Source organism: Streptomyces sp. NPDC033845 (assembly GCF_055576225.1).
This window is the reverse complement of sequence record NZ_JBVIRI010000040.1, coordinates 1-18,266: the sequence shown is the minus strand read 5'-3', so window position 1 is coordinate 18,266 and position 18,266 is coordinate 1. Positions and strand designations below refer to the sequence as shown.

Genomic DNA, 18,266 nt, shown 5'->3' with positions numbered 1-18,266 from the left:
CCGGAGAAGGCGATGCCGACGCGTTCGCCGACGGGCAGGGAGGTGAGGACCTTAGACATAGGAAGAGTATGCATCGAACCGCATGGTCATGCAAAGGTGCGTCGGGTGTTCCGCGTGGCCCCACGCATCCGACCTCCGCTTCTCAGGGGCTGCGGCGATCCGGGAGGCGGGCAGCAGCCGGATCCGCCAGTTCGGCCGGGCGTCCGCCGGGGGGCGCGGACGCGTGCGGTCAGGCCCTCCTCGAAGCTCCGGAGCAGGCCCTCCTCCGCGGTGGCCATGTCGAAGAGCCCCTCCGCACCGCTCAACCCTTCGTCGGTCGTGGCCCCGAGCCCTTGGTGCGTGCCCGTTCCCCCTGTCAGCTGAGGTTCCGGTGCCCCGCGGCGCGGCCGGAGCCGGATCGGTGGGCGGCGGAACCTAAGCTGCCGGAATGGGTCACGCGGAAGCCGATGTCGCCGATTCGACCGCCCGGCTGAAGGAGCGGCTCTACGCCACCATCACCATGATCTCGGTGGTGATCGGCCTCGCCGTCTCCGAGCACGCGGACGCCGTCGGGGCCGCGGCCACGGTGCTCACGGCCTCGGTCGGCCTCTGGCTGGCGACCCTGGTCGCCGACCAGCAGGCCCACCGGGTGGTCCACGGCCGGCTCGCCTCCGGTGCCGAACTGCGCCGGATGCTGTGGGTCAGCAGTCCGCTGCTGCTCTCCGCGGTCGGCCCGCTGATCCTGGTCGGCGCCGCCGGGCTCGGGGTGATGGAGCTGCGGACCGCCCTGTACACGGCCGCCGCCGTCAGCGTCGCCAGCCTGTTCGGCTGGGGCTGGTACGGCGGCGTGCGGATGGGCGGCGGGGCCGCGGTCGCCCTGCTGGCCGGGGCCCTGGACGCGGCCATCGGCCTGGCCGTGGCCCTGGTGAAGGCGGGCGCCGGCCACTGAACCCGGCCGCCCGGCCGCCCGGCCCGCCCGGCCCCGATCCGCCGTGGCGTTCAGGAGCGCGGATGGGTGCGGATGATCCTGCCGTTCAGATCGGCGACCAGATAGCCCGATTCGCTGTACTTGTTGGACGCGTACACCAGGAGCCGTCCCACCTCGGGGTCCGAGAAGTCCGGCTGCACGATGAGGTAGTGGGTGTCCGGGTTCTTGACGTTGAGCCGGGCGTCGGCCTGTGCCAGCAGGGCGGGCACCGCATCCCAGTTGACCTTGTCCAGCTTCACCGGCACCGTCCCGGTCCGGATCGCCCCGTCGATGATCGACTTGGTCGCGGCCCCCTCCCGGTAGTCCCAGGACTGGTAGGCCGTCGGATGCTCCTTGACCGGGATGTCGGCCATGGCGTACGTGGGGTACACGGTCAGCCGGGTGACGTCCCCGCGACCGCTGGCCTCACGGAACGCGGCGGCCATGGCCCGCGCCCCGGCCGGGGTGTGCAGGGTCCCCTCGGGGGCGTTCGCGGCCGGGGTGGCGACCGGGCTGGAGGCCTTCCCGGTGGAGCCTGCGGAGGATCCGGAGGTTCCGGAGGAGCCGTTGGAGCCGGAGGGCTTCGGGTCCGGGCCGGCCGAGGAGGACTTCCCCGGATCCTGCTGGACCTGCCCCTGACCGCCTCCCGCCTTGTCGTCCTTGTCGCCGTCCGGCAGCCAGGACTGCACGGCCAGGGCCGTCCCGGCGACCAGCGCGGCCGCCAGGAGCACCGCGAGCAGCGGCCGGCGCCGCCGTCGCGGCCGCCCGTCCGCGGCGGTGCTGACCGTGGGCCCCGGACCGCCCCAACCGGCCGACGGGAAGCCCTGGGAGCCCGATGGGGGCCCCGACGGCGGGGAGGTGGGCGGCCCGCCGTACGGGTGGGAGAACGGGGGCGGGGTGGGCGGACCGAAGGAGTCCGACGGCCCGTAGCCGTGCGGTACGGACCCGGAGCCCGACCCGGCGGACCCGGATCCGGACCCACTGCTTCCGCCGGTGCCGCCCGCGCCCAGTCGGCGCAGCTGGCCCTCCAGGGCCTCCGCGTCGGGCCGCGCCGTGGTGTCCCGTACCAGGAGTCCGGCCAGGACCGGCCCCAGCGACCCGGACCGGGACGGGTAGGGGATCGGGTCGTCCAGCAGGGCGACCACGGTGGCCAGCGCGGTCTCGCGGCGCAGCGGGTGCGCGCCCTCGGAGGCCACGTACAGGGTCATGCCCAGCGACCACAGGTCGGACGAGGGGTTGCCCTCCTGGCCGCGGGCCCGCTCGGGGGCGATGTACTCGGGCGAGCCGATCAGGTCCCCGGTCGCGGTCAGGCTGGTGGACTCGCGCAGGGCGGCGATGCCGAAGTCGGTGAGGACGGCGCTGCCGTCGGGCCGCAGCAGGATGTTGGCCGGTTTGACGTCGCGGTGCTGGACCCCGGCCGCATGGGCGGCGCGCAGTGCGGAGAGCACGTCCAGACCGATCCGGACCACCTCGTCCACCGGCAGCGGGCCGCGGGCGATCCGGTCGTGCAGCGATCCGCCCTGGACCAGCTCCATCACGATCCACGGGTGGGAGCCGTCGGCCGGCTCCACGATGTGGTGGATGGAGACCACGTTGGGGTGGGCGAGCCGGGCCAGCGCCTGCGCCTCCCGGATGGCGCGTTCGCGCAGGTGCCGGGCCAGTTCGGGGTTGGCCTCGGCGGCCGCCGGATCGGCGGGCCGGACCTCCTTGAGGGCGACTTCGCGCCGCAGGGCGGTGTCCCGGGCCCGCCAGACCGTGCCCATGCCTCCGCTGCCGAGCCGTGAGATGAGCTCGAAGCGGCCGTCGACGACGGTTCTGCCGTCCTCACTGTTGTTCATGAGCAGTCATCGTAGGGCCGTCGGGGTGATGCTCCGTCTCCCGATCGGAGGGCGGGACGGAACGGGCGGCGGCTACCGGCCGGTCACACCTTGCGCCAGGCCGCCATCGCCCAGGAGAACACCCCGAACAGCAGCAGGCCCGCGGCCACCGCGACCAGCAGCCAGGGGCCGGCCGGGGTGTCGGCGAAGGACCTCAGGGTGTCGTCGACCCCCTTCGCCCGGTCGGGATCGAACCGGACCGCCGCGTACACCGCGAACCCGCCGGCCGCCGCGAACACCGCTCCCCGTGCGGTGCCCCCGGCCACGCCCACGGCCTCGACGGCCCGGACCGCCGGCTGCGGCAGTCCCGAGAGGTCCATGTGCTTGCGGAAGGTCCGCAGGGCGGCGCGTACGGCGATCACCACGCCGGCCACCGCGATGCCGGCCCCGGCGGCACCCACCAGCCACTGGCCGGCCGGCAGCTCCAGGGCCCGGGCGGTCATGTCCCGCGACTGCTCGTCGCCGCCACCGCCTCCGCCGCCCGTGCTCCCGCCCCCGCCTCCGCTCTTGCCGCCGGCGGCGAAGGAGAGCACGGAGAAGGCCACGAACCCGTAGAACACGGTCCGGGCGGCCGCGGTCAGCCGTTTGCCGGGCTTCCGCCCGTCCGGGCCGACGGCACCGAACACGGCCTCGGAGAGCCGCCACAGCGCCATCCCGACCAGACCGATGCCGACCGCCCACACCAGGAACCCGCCGAAGGAGTGCCCGGAGAGCTCCTCCAGCGCTCCGCCCCGGTCGGCCTGGTTCCCGCCGCCACCGCCACCGCCGCTCCCGTTGGAGCCGAAGGCGATGCGCAGGGCGATGAACCCGATCAGCACGTAGATCAGCCCGCGTGCCGCCAGCCCGTAGCGGGCCGCCACGGCTATCGCCCCGGACGGTGCCTTCGATCGGTCGGGACCTCTCATGCGGTGCTCCTTCTCCCCGGGGCCCATCCCCACGGGGGCCGCCTGCCCCGAGCGGGCCGCCGCACGCCTCCGGGAGGCCGCCGATCATCGGACGGACGGGGGTCAGTTCTTCCGCAGGGACGGCGCCGGTACGCCGATCAGCCGCCGCCGGAGCGCGTCCCAGGCCGCCGCCAGCGCACGGCCGACGGGTTCGGCCCGCTCGCCCAGCACCCGTACCCAGGCCCCGCAGTCCCCGGGCAGCACGCTCACCCCGTACACCAGACCGCTGCCCGCCAGGCTGTCGTGCAGCAGGTCGGCGAGCTCCCCGGCCGGTGCCAGCGGGCTCACCGCGAACAGGCCGGCCAGCACGTCGTGTCCGGCCAGCACCGCCGGACCGGTCACCCCCGCCCCCGCTCCGCCACGGCGGGGCTCCAGCCGGACGGTGTCCACGACCACCGGTGTGCCGTCGGGTCGCCGCAGCTCGAAGTCGCAGGCCAGCACCCGGTAGGCGTGCCGTTCCCCGCGCGCCAGCCGCCCCGCCAGCACGGTCTCGGCGACCAGCACGGTGGCCGAGGGGTCGGCGGTCACCAGCGTGCGCTGGTAGTAGCGGGAGTCGGCGTAGGGGATGAGGGGGTCCGGCAGGTACTCCACGTACGCCTCGTGGCCCACCGTCAGAAAGGTCTGCTGGACGGCGTAGTCGTGCTCCATCCGGTACACCTTGGTGGCGGCCTGGGTGGTGAGCAGGCCCGAGGTGCCGGGGCCGAAGCCGATGTCGAGCCGGAGCCGGTCGGCCTGCAGGACCCCGCCCCCGGCCGCGGTCAGGAAGGTCACCGGCAGGTCCGGGCGGTACGGGTCGAAGTACAGCGGACGCATGATCTGCAGCGGGGACTTCTGGTAGTGCCGGACCAGCTCGGTCCGCCCGTCCCTCAGCTCGAACCCGAGCTCCAGCAGCCCGATCTTGCCGGGCCGGCCCACACCGAGGGTGTCGGGCACGGAGGAGTGCCGCAGCACCTGCGCGGGCACGTGCGGCGGCTCGTAGTGCTCGGGCACCAGCCGGACCGGCGGCCGGGGCGGGCCGGTCGTCGTCGACGGGGTCATGCCGGAACGCCGTGCGGGGACTCCCGCGGGGATTGCCGAGGGGACTGCCGGGAGGACTCCCTGAAGGATTCCAGGAAGGCGGCGACCTCCTCCAGGCCTTCCCCGGAAAGGCAGTTGGTCAGGATCACCGGCCGCCCCTCGCGGACCCGTCGCGCGTCCGATTCCATCACCCCGACATCGCAGCGGACGTACCGGGCGATATCGATCTTGTTGATGACCAGGAGCTCCGACTCGGTGATCCCCGGGCCGCGCTTGCGCGGCATCTTCTCGCCCTCGGCGGTGTCCAGGACGAACAGGAACAGGTCCACCAGCACCGGACTGAAGGTGAGGGTGAGGTTGTCGCCGCCCGACTCGTAGAGCAGCGTGTCCACGTCCGGGAAGCGTTCGAGCATCTCGGCCCCCGCGGCCAGGTTCATCGTGGGGTCGTCGCGGACGGCGGTGTGCGGGCAGGCCCCGGTCTCCACGCCGACCACCCGCGCCGGGTCCAGCACCCCTGCCAGGGTGCGGCGGACGTGCTGGGCGTCCTCCTGGGTGTAGATGTCGTTGGTGATCACGGCGGGCCGGTGGCCGCGCGCCACCAGCACCGGCACCAGGGCCTCGATCAGCGCGGTCTTGCCGGACCCGACGGGTCCGCCGACACCCACCCGCAGGACATCGCGCGCGCCGTACTCGTCTTCGTACATGGGGTTCCGTCTCGTCAGCAGGGTCAGGTGTCAGGTCATGAACAGACGGGCCTCGGCCCGTTCGTGGCGGGCCGACATCACGTCCGCCACCGGTACGCAGCCGCCCAGGTCGGCCAACGGGCGCGCCAGGGCCTCCGCGGCCACCTCCTCGATCACCGGGGCGGCCCGCCGCAGCACGATCTGCGCCCGTACGTGGTCGGTCAGCCGCAGTCGCAGGGCCGCCCCGACGAAGCTGGCGGCGAAGGCGAACAGGTCCCCGGTCACGGCCTCGTCGGCGGCCACGCCCGCCGCCGCGTACACCACCCCGGCCACCACCGGCTGGCAGCCGGGGGAGCGGCCCTCCGTCACCAGCCGGGCCAGTCGTCCGACCGGTTCGCCGCCCACCACCCGGCCCGCCACGTCCAGCAGTTGTCTGCCGGTACGGGTGGTGGCCAGGCGCAGTTCCCGGTTCGGCTTGGCCGCGTGCAGCCGCCGGTCGGTCGCGGCGACCGCGACCCAGTCGCCCGCCGAGGCCGCCCGGTGGGCCAGTACCAGTGCGGTGGCGTCGGCCGGTCCCACCGAGTGCCGCAGCAGGTCCACCAGCAGGGGGAGCACTCCCTCCGGGGTGACCGCCCTGGACTGGGCGTACCCCTCCAGTCCGTGCGAGAGGGTGTAGAAGCCGCTGGGGAACGCGGAGTCGGTCAGCTGGAGGCTGACCAGCAGTGCCCCCAGCCGGGTGGCGGCCGGGCCGGCCGGTGCGCCGCTCATGCCAGGAAGAACAGCTGGTTCAGCGGCAGTTCGCGGGCCGGCTCGATGGTGGCGGGGATGCCGTCCAGGGTCACCCGGTAGGTCTCCGGGTCCACCGTGATCGCCGGGAGGGCGTCGTTGCGGACCATGTCGCGCTTGCCGACGCTCCGGCAGTTCCGCACCGGCAGCACCCGGCTCTCCAGCCCGAGCGCCGCCGGCACCCCGAGGTCCACGGCGGCCTGGGACATGAAGGAGACCCGGGTGGCCTGCCGGGCCTTGCCGAGGGCCCCGAACATGGGCCGGTAGTAGACCGGTTGGGGGGTGGGCAGCGAGGCGTTCGGGTCGCCCATCAGGGCCCAGCAGACCATCCCGCCCTTGATGACCGTCTTGGGTTTGGCGGCGAACGACCCGATGGGCCACAGCACGATGTCGGCGAGCTTCCCGGTCTCCAGGGTGCCGATGTGGTCCGCCATCCCGGCGGCCAGCGCCGGGTTGACGGTGAGCTTGGCGAGATAGCGCAGGGCCCGGAAGTTGTCGTTGCGTTCCGAGTCCCCGTCGAGCCGGCCGCGCCGGTCCTTGCAGTGGTGCGCGGTCTGGAAGGCCCGGATCCAGGACTCCCCGACACGGCCCATGGCCTGCGAGTCGGAGGACATGATGGAGATGACCCCCTCGTCGTGCAGCACCGTCTCGGCGGCGATGGTCTCGGCGCGGACCCGGGACTCGGCGAAGGAGACGTCCTCGGGGATGTCCGGTGACAGGTGGTGGCAGACCATCACCATGTCCAGCAGTTCGTCCACGGAGTTGACCGTGTAGGGGAGCGTCGGATTGGTGGAGGACGGCAGGACGTTCGGTTCGCCGGTGATCCGCATGATGTCGGGGGCGTGGCCGCCGCCCGCGCCCTCGCTGTGGAAGGTGTGGATGGTGCGGCCGTCGACGGCGGCCACGGTGTCCTCCAGGAACCCCGACTCGTTGAGGGTGTCGGTGTGCACGGCGACCTGTACGTCGTAGCCGTCCGCCACGTCCAGGGCCCCGCTCAGCGCGGCCGGGGTGCTGCCCCAGTCCTCGTGGACCTTGAGCCCGCAGACCCCCGCCTCGATCTGCTCGGCCAGCGCCTCGGGCAGCGAGCCGCTGCCCTTGCCCAGCAGCCCGACGTTGACCGGCAGCTCCTCGACGGCCTGGTACATCCGGCCGATGTTCCAGGGGCCGGGGGTGCTGGTCACCCCCCTGCTGCCGTCCGCCGGGCCGGTGCCGCCGCCGACCATCGTGGTGATCCCGCTGGACAGCGCGTGCTCGGCCTGCTGCGGGCAGATGAAGTGGATGTGGGTGTCGATGCCGCCCGCGGTGGCGATCAGGTGCTCCCCGCAGATGACCTCGGTGCCGGGCCCGATCAGCAGCCCGGGGTGGATCCCGGACTGGACGTGCGGATTGCCGGCCTTGCCGAGGCCGGCGATGAAACCGTCCCTGACGCCCAGGTCCCCCTTGACCACGCCGAGGACCGGGTCCATCACGACCACGTTGGTGATGACCAGGTCGAGGGCGCCCAGCGCGGCGGTGGCCCGGGGGTCCTGGGCCATGCCGTCCCGGACGGTCTTGCCGCCGCCGTAGACGGCCTCGTCCCCGTAGTGGCCCTCGTTGTGGTCCTTCTCGACCTCGATCAGCAGATTGGTGTCGGCGAGGTGGAAGCGGTCCCCGACGGTCGGCCCGAACAGACCGGTGTAGTGCTCGCGGCTCAGGATCGCCATCACCGGCCCCCGTCCGCGTCGACCCCGTCATGCCCCTCATGCCCGTCATGCCCGCCGTGCCCGTCGTTCACGTCCTGCGCGTCATGCCCGCCGTACGCGGCCGCCGTGGCGGCGGCGGCTTCCTCGCGGGTCTCCGGCCGGGCGCCGAGGAACCCGAGTTCCGCGGCGCGCCGCAGGGCCCGTACCCGGGTGTTCGGGCAGCCCGGGTCCCCGGAGGTCAGACCGCTGAACCCGGGCAGGGCGCCGTGCCCGCCGTAGCCGGTGAGCCGCACCTCCCGGGTGTCGCCCGGCTCGAAGCGGACCGCGGTCCCGGCCGGGAGGTCGAGGCGCATGCCATAGGCGGCGTTGCGGTCGAACTCCAGGGCGCGGTTGGCTTCGAAGAAGTGGTAGTGGGAACCGACCTGGACGGCCCGGTCACCGGTGTTGGCGACGGTGACCGAGGCCTTGCGGCGCCCCGCGTTGATCTCCACGGTGCCTTCGCCGTAGAGGTAGACGGCGCCACCTGACATGGCGGTACCTCCCTAGTGGTGGTGGGTGTGGCCCGGTCGGCCGGGGGCGTGCGCACCGGCGTGGGAGTGGGCGAAGCCCTGGGCGTGTTCGGCGTCCAGGCCGGCGCCCACCCCGTCGTCGCCGTGGTCCAGCCGGTGCAGGGCCTCCGCGACCCGGGCGGCGAGGACCGCGCCGGCCGCCGCCGGGGCCAGCAGCGGGCCCAGTTCCCGGACGTTCCCCGTGCCGGCCGGTGCCCGGGCCGCCCCGAACGCGGCCCGTACCAGGGCCACATGGCGGGCCCCGAGCAGCCGGCAGCGGGCGATGCCCTCCGCCGGGTCGGGGTCGCCGCCCTCGAAGGCGACCTCGACCCAGCGGTGATGCCCGTACTGGCGCACCAGACGGGCGGTCCGGAAGAGCTCCGCGTCCTGGAAGGGGTCGGCCGCGGGGGCGGTGACCAGCACGGCGGTGGCGGCGGATGTGGCAGCGGCGGTGCTGGTGGTGTCAGGGGTGGGCCGGGTCCGGCCGGCGGCCGCCCGCAGCCAGCCCACCAGGTGCTCCCGGCCGCCGAACGGGGCGGCCAGTACGGCCCGCCGGGCGCCCGGTCCGCTGTCGGCGGCCCAGCGGACCGACCGGGCCGCGTCCGCGACCAGCCGGGGATCGCGGCCCAGGGTCATGGGCACCACGACCACCGGATCCGCGCCCGGTCCGGCGGCCAGGGCGCGCCGCAGTGCCTCGGTCAGCGGTCGGCCGGCGGCGGCCACCTCGCGGTGGCCCGGTTCGGCCCAGTCGGCCAGCTCGGCGCCGGCCGCGCTCTCGTGCCCGCCGGCCAGGACGACCCGTACCGCCCGTGCGGCGGTCACGCCCCGACCGGGTCGTGGCAGGAGACCAGCTTGGTCCCGTCCGTGAACACCGCCTCGATCTGGAGCAGCGGCAGCATCCGGCGGACCCCGTCCATCACGTCGGCGCCGTCGAGGACCTGTCTGCCGATCTCGGTGCACTCGGCGACGGTCCGGCCGTCCCGGGCGCCCTCCAGGATGGCCTCGCTGATCAGGGCGCAGGCCTCGGAGTAGTTGAGTCGGAGGCCGCGTTCGCGCCGTTTGCGGGCGAGGTCGGCGACCACGTAGACGTACAGCTTGTCGATCTCGCGGGGGGTGAGGTCCATCGGGCGCTCTCGGTTTCGGCGGCGATCGGCGGCGGTCGGCGGTCGGCGGTCGGTGGTGGTGGGGGCGGGGAGAACGCCGCAGGGGCGGCCGACCGGTTGGTCGACCGCCCCTTCGGTGCCGTCCGTGGATCAGTTGGCGGCGAGGCGACCGAACTCCGCCCACTCCTTCTCGCCCTCGGAGGCGCAGGAGGAGGTGTAGACCGGGCCGAACACGGCCGGGACGGCGGCGGCGGAGGTGCAGGTGTTCGCGAAGCCCGCGTGGCCCCCGTTGAAGTACTCCTTCTCGACACCGTCATTGGCGAGGGCGGCGCCCGCGCCGCCCAGCAGGATGCCCGCGGCGAGGACGGAGGCGGTGAAGGCAGAGCGCATACGCATGACTTACTCCTGAAGATCCTTGGCAATACGCGCTGGTAGAGGTGCGCGTCGGCCGGTTCAACATCACGGGCAGGTCACGGGAAACGGCGTGTCACTCCAATGCCGCACATGTCGTTCGGCGGGTCCGGGCAGGGCCCGTGCGAACCTTGGTCGTTCACCCGGGAGCGTGTCCTCCATGTGAGTGCGCGCCCCGCACGGGCATCAGCCGGGGGCAGGCCGGGCCGGCCGGGCCATCCCGGGTCGGCCGGGTTCGGTCGGTCATTCGGCCGGGAAGCGGCCGCAGAGCCAGTTGCCCGGTTCCGCCGGATCGTCGCTCATCCAGAACTGCCGCCACAGGGCGGCGAACTCCGCGCGGCTCAGATGGCCGTCGCCGTTCAGGTCGAGCTGCTCGAAGACCCCCGTCATGTCCACCGGCCGGCCGTTCCAGGTCTCGACCAGCCGACGGTGCTCCTCGGGGGAGATGACCCCGTCCCCGTTCGAGTCCACGGCGTCGAAGACGGTGTCGGCGGTCGCGGTGACCTCCGCGACCAGCTCGGGCAGCCGGTCGACCAGGGAGAGCAGCTCGGCCAGGTCCACGGAACCGTCCCCGTCGGCGTCCCCCGCCGCAAGCAGGGCCGCCCACCAGCCCATCAGCAGGGACTCCACCCGCGCCCGCAGCTCCGTGCCGGGCCCCACGCCCGGCAGCCCGCTCCAGCGGGCGACCAGCGCGCGGAAGTCCTCCTCGCGCAGATGGCCGTCGCCGTCCGCGTCGAACGCGTCGAACATGCCCTTGAGCTTGCGCTCCTGAAACGCACTGGCCATGAGCGGCCTCCCCTGACGCCGAACCGGACAGTGCGCAACTGTAGGTCGCGACGCGCCACGGACCATATGGGCACTTGCGTGCGAAAGGTCCCTCGGGAGGGGGGTGGGCGGGGGCGGCCGTTCGTCCGGTCGGGGCCGCTTGGGGCGGCCGACCGGCGAGGTTCCCGGTGGCGGGCCGCCGGCGGGCCAGGCTCGGAGCGTGAAGAACCACCGCGGGGACCGGCGCGGATACCGCGCCTATCTGGTCGCCGCCCTGGCCGGTGCCCTGGTGGGACTGGTCGGCGGCGCGTTCCGCTGGTGCCTGGAACACGCCACCGTGCTGCGCGGCCGGATCCTGGAGACCGCCTCGGCCGTCGGCGGCCCCGGCTGGCTGCTCCCCGTCGCCCTCACGGCCGCCGGTGCGGCCCTGGCCTGCTACATCGCCCGGCTGGTCCCGTACGCGGCCGGCAGCGGCATCCAGCACGTGGAGGCCGTATGGCGGGAGGAGGACGACGGGCGGCGCTCCCTGTGGCTGCTGCCCGCGAAGTTCGCCGGCGGGGTGATCGGCATCGGCTCCGGGCTGGTGCTCGGTCGGGAGGGCCCCACCGTCCACATGGGCGCCTCGATCGGGTCGGAGTCGGGCCGGCTGGCCCGGCTGGACGCCGAGGACGTACGGCTGCTCAACACCTCGCTCGGCGGGGCCGGACTGGCCGTGGCCTTCACCGCCCCGCTCGGCGGCCTGCTGTTCGTCTGCGAGGAGGTCACCCGGTCGGTCCGGCCCCGGCTCGTGCTGCTCACCCTGATCGGCACGGCCACCGGCGTGGCCTGCGCCCGGCCCCTGGTGGGCGACGCGCCGGTGTTCGCCGTCCCGGACCTGCCGGTGCCACCGCTCTGGCTGCTCCCCGTGTTCCTGCTGTTCGGCGCCACCGCGGGGGCCCTGGGCGCGGCCTACAGCGCGCTGGTGGTCGGGACGCTGGCCGTGTTCGACCGGCTGACCCGGGTGCCGCCGGTGGTGCGGGCGGCCGGGATCGGGGTGGCCGTGGGCCTCCTGCTGGTCCTGAACCCGCTGCTCGCGGGGGACGGCGACCCGCTGAGCGAGCGGCTGCTCGGCGGGGAGAGCCCGGCCGTGGCCGTGCTCGCGGCCTATCTCGCCGTACGGTTCGTCGCCGGGCCGCTCAGTTACGCGGCGGCCACCCCGGGTGGGCTGTTCGCCCCGCTGCTGGCCCTGGGAGCCCTGTGGGGGACCCTCACGCACGCCGTCACGGCCCCGCTCGTGCCCCTGCCCTCGGCCGGGCCCGGGGCGTTCGCCGTGGTGGGCATGGCGGCCCTGTTCGCGGCCGTGGTCCGGGCCCCGGTCACCGGCATCGTCCTGGTCCTGGAGATGACCGGCGCCCTCCCGCTGCTGCTGCCGCTGCTGGTGGCCTGCTTCGCCGCCGTGCTGACCGCCGACCGGCTGGAGAGCGAACCGATCTACGACAGCCTCCGGCGGCGGATGGCGGAACGCCCCTGAGCCCACGCGGCACGCCCCGGCCCCGGGGCCCCGGACCTCCCGTCGGGGTAGGCGGCCCGGGGTGTCATCCTGGGGGCGAGGTCGTGGCCGCCGTACGGCCGGATTGTTTTCCGTCGCCGGGAGTGCGCGCTGAGTACCGTCATAGCCGAGTCGCTGTCCCTCGCCCTGCTGCTGGGCGTGCTGGGCTTCGCCGTCCTGCGGCCGCGCGGACTGCCGGAGGCGGCGGCCGCCGTACCGGCCGCCGGGCTGCTGATCGCCCTCGGTGTGGTCTCCCCGGCCGCGGCCTGGGAGCAGACCCGCGAGCTGCTGCCCGTGGTCGGGTTCCTCGCGGTGATCCTGGTGCTCGCCCGGCTGTGCGCGGACGAAGGGCTGTTCCGGGCGGCCGGCGACGCGGTCGCCCGCCGCTGCGGCCGCAGTCCGAAGACCCTGCTGGGCGGGGTCTTCGCGGTCGCCGCCGTGATCACCGCCGCACTGAGCCTGGATGCCACGGTGGTCCTGCTGACCCCGGTGGTCTTCGCGACCGCCGCCCGCCTCGGAGCCCGGCCGCGCCCGCACGTGTACGCGACCGCGCACCTGGCGAACTCGGCCTCCCTGCTGCTGCCGGTGTCCAACCTCACCAACCTGCTGGCCTTCACCGCCAGCGGTCTGTCCTTCACCCGCTTCGCCGCCCTGATGACCCTGCCCTGGCTGGCGGCCATCGCGGTCGAGTACGCGGCCTTCCGCCGCTTCTTCCGCGCCGACCTGGCCGCCCCGGCCGAACCGCCGCAGGACACCGGCGAGCCCTCGCCGCCGCCCCGCTTCACCCTGGTGGTGCTGGCCCTGACCCTGGCCGGCTTCGCGGTGGCCTCCTTCGCGGGCGCCAGCCCCTCCTGGGCCGCACTGGCCGGCACCCTGGTGCTGGCCAGCCGGGCCCTGCGCCGCCGCCGTACCACCCTCCGCCGGCTGGCCGGCTCCGCCGCCCCCGCGTTCTGCCTGTTCGTCCTGGCGCTCGGCATCGTGGTCCGGGGAGTGGTGGACCACGGGCTCGGGGACGCGCTGGCCGCCGTACTCCCGGACGGGGACTCGCTGCCCGCGCTGCTGGCCGTCGCCGCGGTGGCCGCGCTCCTCGCGAACCTGATCAACAACCTGCCCGCGGTGCTGGCCCTGCTGCCGCTGGCCGCCCCGGCCGGCGCGGGGCCGGTCCTGGCCGTGCTGATCGGGGTGAACATCGGCCCCAACCTCAGCTACGTGGGCTCGCTCGCCACCCTGCTGTGGCGCCGGATCCTGCACGAGCACGAGGACCGGGCCTCCCTGCGCGAGTTCACCCGGCTCGGGCTGCTGACCACCCCGGCCGCCCTCGTCGTGGCCGTCACCGCCCTCTGGGCCTCCCTCGGGCTGATCGGAACCTGAGCCCGGGCCCGGGCCTCGGCCGAAAGTACCGTGCGCACGCACCCCCCGCCCCGATACGGTGGGGGCATGACCACGTCCTGTCGTTCCCTCTGGTGGCGCTCCCCGTAGAGCGGCCACCCACGACAGACACGTATCGGGCCGCCCTGACCGGCGGCCCCTCCTCCCGTGCCCTCCGGGCGCCCGGGTGCCGCGGTTCCGGGCGCGGCCCGCCCCGCGCACCGAGGAGGAACCCATGACCACCGCCACCACCCCCGCCATCACCCCCGCCATCGATGTCGCGGCCGCCGCCCGGCGCCGCAGCGCCGTACTCGAAGCGGAGATCGCCGCCGCACCCGGCCGGTTCCGGGTGCTGACCGGAGACCGCCCCACCGGCCGTCTGCACCTGGGCCACTACTTCGGCACCCTCCAGGGCCGGGTACGCCTCCAGGACCTCGGCGTGGACACCTTCGTGGTGATCGCCGACTACCAGGTCCTCACCGACCGGGACCTCGCCGACCGGCTCACCGAGCACGTGGAGGACCTGGTCCTGGACTACCTCGCGGCCGGTATCGACCCCGACCGGTCCACGATCTTCACGCACAGCGCGCTACCCGCCCTGAACCAGCTGCTGCTGCCCTTCCTGTCCCTGGTCTCGGTGGCCGAACTGGGCCGCAACCCCACCGTCAAGGACGAGATCGCGCACTCCCGGCAGTCGGCGGTCAGCGGACTGATGTTCACCTACCCGGTGCACCAGGCGGCCGACATCCTCTTCTGCAAGGCGAACCTGGTTCCCGTCGGCCAGGACCAGCTCCCGCACCTGGAGGTCACCCGGACCGTCGCCCGCCGCTTCAACGACCGCTACCCGGCCGGGCCCGGCACCGGAGCCGCCCGGACGGTGTTCCCGGAACCGGAGGCGCTGCTCTCCAGGGCACCCCTGCTGCTCGGCACCGACGGCACCAAGATGAGCAAGTCCCGGGGCAACGCCATCGCCCTCGCCGGCACCCCCGACGACACCGCCCGGCTGCTCAAGGGCGCCCGGACCGACGCGGACCGGCACATCACCTACGACCCGGAGGGCCGCCCCGAGGTCTCCAGCCTGGTCCTGTTGGCCGCGCTCTGCCAGGACCGGGATCCGTACGAGGTCGCCGAGGGGATCGGCTCCGGCGGTGCCGCCGCCCTCAAGCGCACCGTCACCGAGGCGGTCAACGAGCACCTCGCCCCGCTGCGGGCCCGCCGCGCCGAGTACGCCCGCGACCGGACCCGGCTGCGCGAGGTCCTGCGGGAGGGCAACGAGCGGGCCGGCGCCCTCGCCGAGGCCACCCTCGCCGAGGTCCGCGCGGCCATGGGCACGGTGTACTGACGGGGGACCCGCTCACGGTGTACCGACGGGCCGGAGGGCGTGGCGGGGACCGCCCGGTGACCCGGCGGGGCCGGGCGGCGTGACGTCGCGGAGCCGGCCGCCGTTGGGTTCGGCATGGACATGGATACGGACACGGAGCTGCTGGACGTGCTGCTGGACGGGGTCACCGAGCCCCGGCTGAGACTGATCAGCGGGGACGAGGCGCGCGCCCTGATGGTCCTCCTCGGCCGGCTCGACCGGACCGCCGAACCCGAGGAGGTCCAGCGGGCCGCCGCCGAACTGCGGTTCCGCCTGAGCTCCCGGCTGGCCCGTGAGTGACCGGCACGGGTCGGCCGGAGTCCCCCCGGCCCGCCGCACCGCTCTGGCATGATCGGAACCCGTCGACCACCGAGCGAGGTACCCCATGCCGCACCCGCACGAAGCCGACCCGGCCGATCCGCGGCCGCGGCGCCTGGAGGAACGGATCGTGGTCGCGGCCTCCCCCGAGGAGGCCTACCGGCTGGTGTCCGACCTGCGCAACATGGGCCGCTGGAGCCCGGAATGCCGGCGGGTCTGGATGCCCGCCCCGCCCGGCCGGGCCGGCAGCCGCTTCGTCGGATTCAACCGGCACGGCCTCTTCCTGTGGTTCACCACCGGCCGGGTAGCGGTCGCCCGGCCGCCCTCCGGACCCTCCCCGGCGGGCGAGTTCACCTTCGACATCGACGTCTTCGGCCTGCCGGTGTCCCGTTGGGGGTACCGCTTCGAGCCGGAGGGGGACGGCACCCTGATCACCGAGTTCTGGGAGGACCTGCGGACCGGGCGCGGCGCCGGCGTGGCCAAGGCGCTGGGGTCGGTCTTCACCGGCACCACCCCGGAGCGCCGGGTGGCAGTCAACCGGGCCGGGATGCGCACCACCCTCGCCCGGATCGCCGACGCCTGCCGGCCCGGGACGGCCCCGGCCTGACGGCCCGGGACGGCCCCGGCCTGACGGCGTGGGCGGCCGCGTAGGCTCCTTGCGTGCCAGCGCCAGACTCCCGCCCCCACCATGTCGCCGTCCTCGTCCTCGAAGGGGCCAAACCACTCGACGTCGGAATCCCCGCGCAGGTGTTCACCACCCGCGCGAGCATGCCGTACGAGGTGCGGGTGTGCGGGGCCGAGCCGGGGCTGGTGACCGGCGGCGACGGCCTCTCGTACTCCGTCGCCCACGGTCTGGAGGCCCTCGAATGGGCCGACACCGTCTTCGTCCCCGGCTACCGCTTCCCCGACCGTGAGGACCCGCCGGCCCCGGTGGTCCGGGCCCTGGTCGCCGCCCACGACCGGGGCGCCCGGCTGGCCGCCATCTCCACGGGGGCGTTCGCGCTCGCCGCCACCGGGCTCCTCGACGGCAAACGGGCCACCACGCACTGGCACTACACCCGGGCGCTCGCCGCCAAGCGGCCACTGGTCCGGGTCGACGAGAACGTCCTGTTCGTCGACGAGGGCAGCGTGCTCACCTCGGCCGGCGCTGCCTCCGGCATCGACCTGTGCCTGCACATCCTGCGCCGCGACCACGGGGTCTCCGCCTCCAACCACACCGCACGGCGGCTGGTCGCGGCCCCCTACCGCAGCGGCGGGCAGGCCCAGTACGTGCCCCGCAGCGTGCCCGAGCCGCTCGGCGAACGGTTCGCCGCCACCCGGGAGTGGGCGCTGCACCGGCTCGGCGAACCCCTCACCCTGGAAGTGCTGGCCCGGCACGCCGGGGTCTCCCCGCGGACGTTCTCCCGCCGGTTCGCCGAGGACACCGGCTACACCCCGATGACCTGGGTGATGCGCGCCCGCATCGACCTGGCCCGAGAACTGCTGGAACGTTCGGAACGGAGCGTGGAGCAGATCGCCGCCGACGCGGGACTCGGTACGGGCGCGAACCTGCGGCTGCACTTCCAGCACATCCTCAGCACCACGCCGAGCGAGTACCGGCGCACCTTCACCCGGGGCGAATGACCGGTTCCGGGCCGGGCCGGTCCGCACAGGGTCGGGCGGGGTGGCGCGATCCTTGCGGACCATGGCGATCACGCCGCTGTCAGCGGGGGCCGCCACGGGCGACCCTGGTGGAGAACCCACAGGGACAGGGACAGCCCACCGGGACAGGGACAGAGGGACACAGATCATGACTCGCATCGCCATCAACGGATTCGGCCGCATCGGACGCAACGTGCTGCGCGCGCTCCTGGAGCGCGACAGCTCCCTCGAAATCGTCGCCGTGAACGACCTCACCGAGCCCGTCACCCTCGCACGCCTGCTCGCCTACGACACCACCTCCGGCCGGCTCGGCCGCCCGGTGACCGTGGACGGGGACGTCCTGGTCGTCGACGGCCGCCGCATCAAGGTCCTCGCCGAACGCGAGCCGGCGCAGCTGCCCTGGGCCGAGCTCGGCGTGGACATCGTCCTGGAGGCCACCGGCCGCTTCACCTCGGCCAAGGCCGCCCGGGCGCACATCGACGCGGGCGCCAAGAAGGTCCTGGTCAGCGCCCCGGCGGACGGTGCCGACATCACGCTGGCCTACGGTGTGAACAGCGACTCCTACGACCCGGAGCTGCACACCATCGTCTCGAACGCCTCCTGCACCACCAACGCCCTCGCCCCGCTGGCCGCGGTCCTCGACGACCTCGCCGGCATCGAGCACGGCTTCATGACCACGGTGCACGCCTACACCCAGGAGCAGAACCTCCAGGACGGCCCGCACCGCGACGCCCGCCGCGCCCGCGCCGCCGCCGTCAACATCGTGCCGACCACCACGGGCGCCGCGAAGGCGATCGGCCTGGTCCTGCCGAACCTGGACGGCAAGCTCTCGGGCGACTCCATCCGGGTGCCGGTGCCGGTGGGCTCGATCGTCGAGCTCAACACCACCGTGGCGCGCGACGTGACCCGCGAGGACGTCCTGGCCGCCTACCGCGCCGCCGCCGAGGGCCCGCTGGCCGGTGTGCTGGAGTACTCGGAGGACGCGCTGGTCTCCTCCGACATCACCGGCAACCCCGCCTCCTCGATCTTCGACTCGGAACTGACCCGGGTCGAGGGCCGCCACATCAAGGTGGTCGCCTGGTACGACAACGAGTGGGGCTTCTCGAACCGCGTGATCGACACCCTGGAACTCCTCGCCTCCCGCTGACCGGGTCACGAGCACTCCACGTCGACGGCCGGGGGCCCCCCCCCCGGGGGGGGGGCCCCCCCGGCCCCCCCCCTGGTGCCCAAACCGGGTGCACAACACCCCTACGCCGGCCCCCGGCGGCCCCGCGCGTTATCACACCCCC

Annotated in this window: 19 protein-coding genes; 8 read left to right on the top strand and 11 right to left on the bottom strand. The window is 74.3% G+C overall.

The features are described 5' to 3' along the window. Positions 1-427 precede the first annotated feature (427 nt). On the top strand, positions 428-928 hold the full coding sequence (locus tag ACZ50K_RS36175) for a hypothetical protein (RefSeq protein WP_468911408.1): 501 nt from the start codon (positions 428-430) through the stop codon (positions 926-928). 50 nt (positions 929-978) lie between these two features. Here the strand turns inward: ACZ50K_RS36175 and ACZ50K_RS36170 are convergent, their stop codons facing one another. From ACZ50K_RS36170 to ACZ50K_RS36120, 11 genes are all read right to left on the bottom strand, one after another. After that, positions 979-2,784: a serine/threonine-protein kinase gene (locus tag ACZ50K_RS36170; RefSeq protein ID WP_468911406.1), complete on the bottom strand. Its 1,806-nt coding sequence runs from the start codon at positions 2,782-2,784 to the stop codon at positions 979-981. An 83-nt stretch (positions 2,785-2,867) separates the two neighbouring features. Beyond that, positions 2,868-3,728 (bottom strand): DUF1206 domain-containing protein, encoded by an 861-nt coding sequence (locus tag ACZ50K_RS36165; RefSeq protein WP_468911403.1) that lies wholly within the window; start codon positions 3,726-3,728, stop codon positions 2,868-2,870. Between the two features lie 102 nt (positions 3,729-3,830). After that, a complete protein-coding gene (locus ACZ50K_RS36160) occupies positions 3,831-4,805 on the bottom strand; it encodes an urease accessory protein UreD (protein WP_468911400.1) in 975 nt (324 codons plus the stop codon). Then, complete coding sequence (gene ureG / locus ACZ50K_RS36155; protein WP_468911397.1) at positions 4,802-5,488, bottom strand: urease accessory protein UreG; 687 nt, start codon at positions 5,486-5,488, stop codon at positions 4,802-4,804. Before ureG ends, ACZ50K_RS36160 begins: the two co-directional genes overlap by 4 nt. A 30-nt stretch (positions 5,489-5,518) precedes the next feature. After that, entirely contained in the window at positions 5,519-6,235 is a 717-nt protein-coding gene (locus tag ACZ50K_RS36150) for an urease accessory protein UreF (protein ID WP_468911394.1), read from the bottom strand. After that, positions 6,232-7,956: an urease subunit alpha gene (gene ureC / locus ACZ50K_RS36145; RefSeq protein ID WP_468911392.1), complete on the bottom strand. Its 1,725-nt coding sequence runs from the start codon at positions 7,954-7,956 to the stop codon at positions 6,232-6,234. Before ureC ends, ACZ50K_RS36150 begins: the two co-directional genes overlap by 4 nt. Next, positions 7,956-8,465, bottom strand: coding sequence for an urease subunit beta (locus ACZ50K_RS36140; RefSeq protein ID WP_468911389.1), 510 nt, complete (start codon positions 8,463-8,465; stop codon positions 7,956-7,958). Before ACZ50K_RS36140 ends, ureC begins: the two co-directional genes overlap by 1 nt. A 12-nt stretch (positions 8,466-8,477) precedes the next feature. Then, positions 8,478-9,305, bottom strand: coding sequence for a sirohydrochlorin chelatase (locus ACZ50K_RS36135; RefSeq protein WP_468911386.1), 828 nt, complete (start codon positions 9,303-9,305; stop codon positions 8,478-8,480). Then, positions 9,302-9,607: an urease subunit gamma gene (locus ACZ50K_RS36130; RefSeq protein WP_468911385.1), complete on the bottom strand. Its 306-nt coding sequence runs from the start codon at positions 9,605-9,607 to the stop codon at positions 9,302-9,304. The genes ACZ50K_RS36135 and ACZ50K_RS36130 overlap by 4 nt, the downstream gene beginning before the upstream one ends. A 129-nt stretch (positions 9,608-9,736) precedes the next feature. After that, positions 9,737-9,982 carry a hypothetical protein gene (locus ACZ50K_RS36125; protein WP_468911383.1) on the bottom strand — a complete coding sequence of 82 codons (246 nt, stop codon included), beginning with the start codon at positions 9,980-9,982 and terminating at the stop codon, positions 9,737-9,739. 258 nt (positions 9,983-10,240) lie between these two features. Further along, positions 10,241-10,783: an EF-hand domain-containing protein gene (locus ACZ50K_RS36120; protein ID WP_468911382.1), complete on the bottom strand. Its 543-nt coding sequence runs from the start codon at positions 10,781-10,783 to the stop codon at positions 10,241-10,243. 199 nt (positions 10,784-10,982) lie between these two features. Between ACZ50K_RS36120 and ACZ50K_RS36115 the strand changes: the two genes are divergently transcribed. The 7 genes from ACZ50K_RS36115 (at position 10,983) to gap (ending at position 18,124) form a co-directional block, all read left to right on the top strand. Continuing rightward, positions 10,983-12,272, top strand: coding sequence for a ClC family H(+)/Cl(-) exchange transporter (locus ACZ50K_RS36115; protein ID WP_468911380.1), 1,290 nt, complete (start codon positions 10,983-10,985; stop codon positions 12,270-12,272). A 129-nt stretch (positions 12,273-12,401) separates the two neighbouring features. Further along, positions 12,402-13,661 (top strand): SLC13 family permease, encoded by a 1,260-nt coding sequence (locus tag ACZ50K_RS36110; protein WP_468911411.1) that lies wholly within the window; start codon positions 12,402-12,404, stop codon positions 13,659-13,661. A 232-nt stretch (positions 13,662-13,893) separates the two neighbouring features. After that, the gene (trpS, locus tag ACZ50K_RS36105) at positions 13,894-15,000 is read left to right on the top strand and encodes a tryptophan--tRNA ligase (protein WP_468911378.1); all 1,107 of its coding nucleotides are present in this window, start codon (positions 13,894-13,896) and stop codon (positions 14,998-15,000) included. 120 nt (positions 15,001-15,120) lie between these two features. Then, positions 15,121-15,318 carry a hypothetical protein gene (locus tag ACZ50K_RS36100; RefSeq protein WP_468911377.1) on the top strand — a complete coding sequence of 66 codons (198 nt, stop codon included), beginning with the start codon at positions 15,121-15,123 and terminating at the stop codon, positions 15,316-15,318. 85 nt (positions 15,319-15,403) lie between these two features. Next, a complete protein-coding gene (locus tag ACZ50K_RS36095; RefSeq protein ID WP_468911376.1) occupies positions 15,404-15,943 on the top strand; it encodes an SRPBCC family protein in 540 nt (179 codons plus the stop codon). Between the two features lie 53 nt (positions 15,944-15,996). Next, positions 15,997-16,959, top strand: coding sequence for a GlxA family transcriptional regulator (locus ACZ50K_RS36090; RefSeq protein ID WP_468911374.1), 963 nt, complete (start codon positions 15,997-15,999; stop codon positions 16,957-16,959). 166 nt (positions 16,960-17,125) lie between these two features. After that, complete coding sequence (gene gap, locus ACZ50K_RS36085; RefSeq protein ID WP_468911372.1) at positions 17,126-18,124, top strand: type I glyceraldehyde-3-phosphate dehydrogenase; 999 nt, start codon at positions 17,126-17,128, stop codon at positions 18,122-18,124. The last annotated feature ends 142 nt before the right edge of the window (positions 18,125-18,266 follow it).

Coding starts and splice junctions, on each gene's coding strand:
- ACZ50K_RS36175 (WP_468911408.1), top strand. CDS start 428: ATGGGTCACGCGGAAGCCGATGTCGCCGATTCGACCGCCCGGCTGAAG.
- ACZ50K_RS36170 (WP_468911406.1), bottom strand. CDS start 2,784: ATGAACAACAGTGAGGACGGCAGAACCGTCGTCGACGGCCGCTTCGAG.
- ACZ50K_RS36165 (WP_468911403.1), bottom strand. CDS start 3,728: ATGAGAGGTCCCGACCGATCGAAGGCACCGTCCGGGGCGATAGCCGTG.
- ACZ50K_RS36160 (WP_468911400.1), bottom strand. CDS start 4,805: ATGACCCCGTCGACGACGACCGGCCCGCCCCGGCCGCCGGTCCGGCTG.
- ureG (WP_468911397.1), bottom strand. CDS start 5,488: ATGTACGAAGACGAGTACGGCGCGCGCGATGTCCTGCGGGTGGGTGTC.
- ACZ50K_RS36150 (WP_468911394.1), bottom strand. CDS start 6,235: ATGAGCGGCGCACCGGCCGGCCCGGCCGCCACCCGGCTGGGGGCACTG.
- ureC (WP_468911392.1), bottom strand. CDS start 7,956: ATGGCGATCCTGAGCCGCGAGCACTACACCGGTCTGTTCGGGCCGACC.
- ACZ50K_RS36140 (WP_468911389.1), bottom strand. CDS start 8,465: ATGTCAGGTGGCGCCGTCTACCTCTACGGCGAAGGCACCGTGGAGATC.
- ACZ50K_RS36130 (WP_468911385.1), bottom strand. CDS start 9,607: ATGGACCTCACCCCCCGCGAGATCGACAAGCTGTACGTCTACGTGGTC.
- ACZ50K_RS36125 (WP_468911383.1), bottom strand. CDS start 9,982: ATGCGTATGCGCTCTGCCTTCACCGCCTCCGTCCTCGCCGCGGGCATC.
- ACZ50K_RS36120 (WP_468911382.1), bottom strand. CDS start 10,783: ATGGCCAGTGCGTTTCAGGAGCGCAAGCTCAAGGGCATGTTCGACGCG.
- trpS (WP_468911378.1), top strand. CDS start 13,894: ATGACCACCGCCACCACCCCCGCCATCACCCCCGCCATCGATGTCGCG.
- ACZ50K_RS36100 (WP_468911377.1), top strand. CDS start 15,121: ATGGATACGGACACGGAGCTGCTGGACGTGCTGCTGGACGGGGTCACC.
- ACZ50K_RS36095 (WP_468911376.1), top strand. CDS start 15,404: ATGCCGCACCCGCACGAAGCCGACCCGGCCGATCCGCGGCCGCGGCGC.
- gap (WP_468911372.1), top strand. CDS start 17,126: ATGACTCGCATCGCCATCAACGGATTCGGCCGCATCGGACGCAACGTG.